Below are 5,200 nucleotides of genomic sequence, written 5' to 3' on the forward strand. Positions count from 1 at the left end.
CCTCCGAGCCGATCGCAGCCAGCGTCCTGTTGGCGAAAAAGCTTAGCAGCGTCAGTCCGATCAGGATGATGGCGGTCAGTCCGACGGCGGACGCGACCACGCGCATCTTGCGGCGTTCGGCCGCTTCGTCGAGTAAGAGGGGTTCATCGCCGGGACGCGATCGCATAACCAGCGGTGCTGCGAGCGCGATCATCACCAGCACCCACACAACCGCGCAAAGCGCGGTGAAGAACCAGATCAGCCAAGCCAACTCGCCGGCTGCGGGGCCTTTCGGATCCAGCGCCGACTGCCAGCCTGCGCATCCCTGCAGAAGCAGGACACAGAGGGCGAAGGTCATCGAAGCCGGGCGCCTCACGGTGATTTGCCCAGTGTCGCGGCATCCGGCAGGCGGTTTTCCGAGGGATGCACCATCATGCCGTCATTGCGTTGCGGCGCGGCGGAGGAGGGCGCGTTGCCGCCCAGTGCACGCACATATGCCGCCAGCTCCCATATCTGGTCGTCGGGTATCTTCTGGCCGAAGCTCGGCATCCCGTTCGGCCTGCCGTCGCGGATCGTGGCGTGGATGCTTTCGATCGAGCTGCCGTAGAGCCACTTCTCGTCCATCAGCGCCGGGCCCATGCCGCCACCGCCATTGGCATGGCAGCCCGAGCAGTTGAACCAGCCGAACAGGCGTTTGCCCTCGCTCATGTGGAAGGCGTTGGCCTCGAAGCTCGCCGCCTTGTTATCGGTGGGGGAGGGTCGCTGTCCGCCCGGCTCCAACGTGGTCACGGGCGTCGGCTGCTCACCTGAGCCGAGCGCCGATTGCGGTCGCGTGTCGCGCTCCTCGCGCTGGCAGGCGACCAGGGCCAGCGTCAAGGGCAGTAACATCGCCAGAGCCTGCCTCATCGCGCCGGACTCCCGGCCATGTCCAGACGCGGTACGCCGTATTGCGCCAGAACCGCGTCGATCTCGGCCTTGTGTCTGGCAAGCGCGCTATTCACATCGCCACGCAGCGCATCGTCCTCGCGCCGAACACCCATCGAGATGTCGTACATTAGCGGCAGTTGCGGTCCGTCGATGCGGGGCGTGACCGGCGTGATCCGGAGCGACACCTTTTGCCTCTGGGCGAAATAGCCGGCGAGCGGACCCCAGACCACGGCAAGATCGATCTCGCCGTTCGCAACAGCTTCGACGATGCGCGCCGGAGGGTTGGGAGCGGAGTAGTCGCCATAGACGGGGTAGCCGATGAGGTGCCCGACGATGCCGCGGCGGCCAAGCGCCTGGACAGGCGGCGAGTTGGCGCCATCGTCGCCGATGAGCTGAACACCGATACGCAATTCTTGCAACCGCGGGTCGTTGAAGGAGGCCACGTCCGGGCCGTCCTGGCGGGTCACGAAGACATAGGACGAACGGTAATAAGGCGTGGTCGTGCGCAGCATTTCGAGATTGGCAGGCGTGCCGGGCACGAGATCGCAAAGGCCTGCCTTCAGCGTGTTGCGGATGAAGCCACGGCGCTGCGCCCACCAAGTATACGTCAGCTTGGCGCCGAGATCAGTGGCGATAATTTCCGCGATCCTGTTCTCGAAGCCTTGACCGGCCGCGTTGGAAAACGGCATGTTGTTCGGGTCGGCGCACACTCTCAACTCACGTGGACTGGCAATAGCCGGCAAGAGCAACAAGGCGAGCCCGGCCATGCCGATCGCCACCCGTTGGAACGCCTTTCGCGCCGGACGTACGGTCAAGTCCAATCCATCAAGGCAGCCGGAACACATAAAGCGTGCCTCCCACCGTGGTAGCGTTCTTTAGATCCTTCATCGCGTTGACGAAGCCAAGTGCCGCGGTGGCATCGCGTGGGTCGAGGTCGCCGGAAACGATGGCACCGGCCCAGCCACCGACGCCTGACAGAATTGCGACATATTGGTGCCCATCGGGGCCGCGATAGGTTATCGGCTGGCCGATGATGCCGGACGATGTCTTGAATTGCCAAAGGAGATCGCCAGTCCTGGCGCTGACCGCCTTGAACCAGCCTTCCATGGTGCCGTAAAAGACGAGATCGCCGGCAGTGACGACGGTGCCGCTCCACACCGGAAAGTTCTCCTTCAGGACCCAGGCCGGCTTGGCGGCGGCAACATCCCAGGCGGTGAAGGCACCACGATTGCCGCCCGGCCCGGGGATCATGCGTACGTTCATGCCGACATAGGGCGTGCCTGCGATGTAGTTTACCTCGACGCCTTCTTCATCCATGCAGAGATTGTTGTGGGGGATGTAGAGCAGGCCGGTCCTCGGCGAAAAGGCCGATGGCTGCCAGTCCTTGAGGCCGGACGCTGTCGGGCAAATGTCTCGCACCACCTTGCCGGTGCCGGTTCTCTTGTCGGGGTTTGCAATCAGGCGGCCGGTCTTCAGGTCGACGCCCTTGCTGGAATTGACCGGGCCATAGGCTGTGGCCGACAGCACCTCGCCAGTGGTCCGATCGAGGATATAGAGGTAGCCGTTGCGTTCCGGTCGGACGAGGACCTTGCGCGGCTTGCCTTGCCAGGTCATGTCCAGAAGGATCTGCTCGTTGATCCCGTCATAGTCATGGAGGTCATGCGGGCTCCACTGATAGAACCACTTCGCCGCTCCGGTATCGGGATCACGCGCGAAAATACCGGACGTCCATTTGTTGTCGCCGGGCCGCAAATCCGGATTCCACGGTCCTGGATTGCCTGTGCCGTGGAAGATCAAGTTCAAGTCCGGATCGTAGGAGATCCAGCCCCACATATTGCCGCCGCCGATCTTCCAGGCTTCGGGCGGCCATGTCGTCACGCCAAGGTCTGTGCCCTTGTCCATGTCATAGTGGGGCTTGAAGTCCGGGCCGATCAGCACATCCTTGTCGGGTCCAGTGCCATAAGCCGTCCAGACAACATGCCCGTCTCCGGCATCCAGCGCCTTGACCCAGCCGCGGACGCCCATTTCGCCGCCGGAATTGCCGACCAAAACTTTGCCCTTCACCACCAGCGGAGCCATGGTGATGGTCTCGCCGATGTTGATGTTGCCGATATGAGCGTTCCAGATCGGTTTGCCTGTGTTGGCGTCGAGGGCGATCGTGTGGCCGTCCAGCGTGTTGAAGAAGATGCGCCCGTCGGCGAAGGCCGCGCCGCGGTTGACGACATCGCAGCAGGCCACCCCTTGTGCCGACGGCTCGGGGTTGGGCTCGTACTTCCACTTCATCGGCGCGCCGGGCCTGGAAAGGTCGAGCGCGTAGACGATGTTGGGAAAGGGCGTGACGATGTACATGGTGTTGCCGACAACCAGCGGCGCTGCTTCCTGGCCCTTGTTCACGCCGGTGGAGAAGGTGAAGGCGACCTGCAGGTTCTTGACGTTGCCTTCGTTGATCTCGGTCAGGTCGCTGAAGCGGGTCGACGCGTAGTTCTTGGCCGGCATTGTCCATTGCCCGTCATCGGGTGGCGCGGCGGCGGCGGGCGGCGCAATAGCCGCCGCCGATGGCGGCTCCGAGGCACCGCTCAGGAATGGGCCGCATGCCAGCAGCATCACCGAGACTATGCAAGTGCGAAAAGAATTCTCGGTCGCCGATGCGCGGGCGCCTCGTCCTTCGTTAACGCGCGCCTGTGCCGGGTGCAGCATGCCTTTCATTTGTGGATCGAGCCTCCCACGCCGGCGCCGAGCTCCGCCGCGATGTCAGCCTCGGTGCCGGCACAAAGCGGATGGCCCCAGCCCGAGGCGCTTTTGCCGCCGGGATCCAGATCGTAGACGATGGCGTCCTTGCGATTGGGATTGACTCCGGCGGGAACCTTGTCGAGGCCGAGCGCCGCGCGAACACGCCAGGCGACATTGTGATCGGCGCATGAGGAATCTCCGGAGACCCCGATGCCTCCGACGATGCTCTTTCCGTCATAGAGGGCAAGCCCGCCGCCAAACACAACGACGCCTCCAATCGGCTTGCCGACGAGCGGATCGCTGGCGCTTCCGAACGTTTTGGGATCGCCCGCATAGGCTGCGGCCTGGTTGACCGGATTGGTCTCCTGCAAGCCGAAAAGCGGCCCGCCAGGTTGCGCCCCCGCGTAGAGATTGGCCGTCGATAGGGCCATTTGCGCCAAGCTTAGCCCATTGGCCGTATTGGCCTTCTCTGCCGCGACGAGGCGACTGCCCGGCCATTGCGAATCGGCGGTGGGACCACTGAAAGCGATCGCGCACACCGCGCCGTCGCGGGCAACGATAGCGGCCCATTCGTTGGTCTCAAAGCCACCGTTGGCAGGTCCGCCGCTTGCTTTCACATTGGCCTTGAGGACAGCGAGCAGCTTATCGTGGTCGGCCGGGCAGGGCGCCTGTGCCATGGCTTGGCCCTGTGGGGACAGGCCACCCGCCAACACCAGGCCAAAGGCTGATAAGAAAAGCTGACAGCGGTACATTGTCCTGCCCATTCGTCGAGCATCAAAGAATCATGGAGCACTCTGTCAGACTGGAGAATGCGAGAAAGAATCCGTGATCCAATGCCGTCGGTGTCTAACTTGGGCGATGCAGGTATGTTCCTGCTTTTGGAAAAAAATGCACATTTCCCGTCCGGTGAATGGCAAGTTGCCGTCTGTCCCGCCGGCGGCCGGCTCATCGCACCTAGTGAGCACTTGGCATTATCAGAGAAGCGGAGCGGTTGCGGGACCATACGGACGATCCACCCGGACTCGCGACAACGTTCATTTTGCGATGAAAAATGCCTTAGTTGAGAAGGCGACGGTACTTTTTGAGGCGACTTGGGCACGCTGGTGGACGCCATAAAATTCGAAAATTGCCCGGATGGTCCCGATAGTTGGTGGAACCTCGAAATATTTTTTTTGGCGATTTTCCCTTTAAAATCAAAAGCGTAAATTTTTGACGGTTCTAGTGTCGGAATTTTAGCAGTTCTGGAAAATATTTGACAGCGATTTCAACGGGTTATACGCTGTTTGAACAATCGAGTGGGAGTGAGGGAAGCTACGGCGATAAAGTCATTCGGCGGACTAGCCGGTGACGCACGCAATAGACCCCATCCCCGCTCCGCGAACTGCGCCCGCGAGCGCGACCTTATACGCCTCATCGAAGTTGGAGTGCCCGAGCAGCGGCAGCCTTATCGGCCGCGTGAAGACCTTCAAGCGCGAGGACAAACTACGCCATGCGACCTTGCGAGCGATCCGAGAGGCGAGGCCACGAGCCCTCGACGCGACGACGCATCCACTCAACACTGCAC

4 protein-coding genes and 1 pseudogene are annotated in these 5,200 nt (G+C 62.2%); all 5 read right to left on the reverse strand.

The annotated features are described in order from the left end of the window. Positions 1 to 337: pseudogene (locus EN750_RS17510) on the reverse strand (cytochrome c oxidase subunit II); the annotation flags it as partial. Between the two features lie 14 nt (positions 338 to 351). Continuing rightward, positions 352 to 885, reverse strand: coding sequence for a c-type cytochrome (locus EN750_RS17515; RefSeq protein ID WP_127268117.1), 534 nt, complete (start codon positions 883 to 885; stop codon positions 352 to 354). Further along, positions 882 to 1,751 (reverse strand): substrate-binding domain-containing protein, encoded by an 870-nt coding sequence (locus tag EN750_RS17520; protein WP_127397157.1) that lies wholly within the window; start codon positions 1,749 to 1,751, stop codon positions 882 to 884. Before EN750_RS17520 ends, EN750_RS17515 begins: the two co-directional genes overlap by 4 nt. Next, positions 1,732 to 3,612, reverse strand: coding sequence for a methanol/ethanol family PQQ-dependent dehydrogenase (locus tag EN750_RS17525; protein ID WP_127397158.1), 1,881 nt, complete (start codon positions 3,610 to 3,612; stop codon positions 1,732 to 1,734). Before EN750_RS17525 ends, EN750_RS17520 begins: the two co-directional genes overlap by 20 nt. After that, a complete protein-coding gene (locus EN750_RS17530; protein WP_127296135.1) occupies positions 3,609 to 4,313 on the reverse strand; it encodes a heme-binding protein in 705 nt (234 codons plus the stop codon). The genes EN750_RS17525 and EN750_RS17530 overlap by 4 nt, the downstream gene beginning before the upstream one ends. Between the last annotated feature and the right edge of the window lie 887 nt (positions 4,314 to 5,200).

This window comes from Mesorhizobium sp. M7A.F.Ca.ET.027.03.2.1 (assembly GCF_003999175.1).
Taxonomy (GTDB): domain Bacteria; phylum Pseudomonadota; class Alphaproteobacteria; order Rhizobiales; family Rhizobiaceae; genus Mesorhizobium.

Excerpts from the sequence above, each read along its gene's own strand:
- EN750_RS17515 (WP_127268117.1), bottom strand. The coding sequence starts at position 885 with ATGAGGCAGGCTCTGGCGATGTTACTGCCCTTGACGCTGGCCCTGGTC.
- EN750_RS17520 (WP_127397157.1), bottom strand. The coding sequence starts at position 1,751 with ATGTGTTCCGGCTGCCTTGATGGATTGGACTTGACCGTACGTCCGGCG.
- EN750_RS17525 (WP_127397158.1), bottom strand. The coding sequence starts at position 3,612 with ATGAAAGGCATGCTGCACCCGGCACAGGCGCGCGTTAACGAAGGACGA.
- EN750_RS17530 (WP_127296135.1), bottom strand. The coding sequence starts at position 4,313 with ATGGCACAGGCGCCCTGCCCGGCCGACCACGATAAGCTGCTCGCTGTC.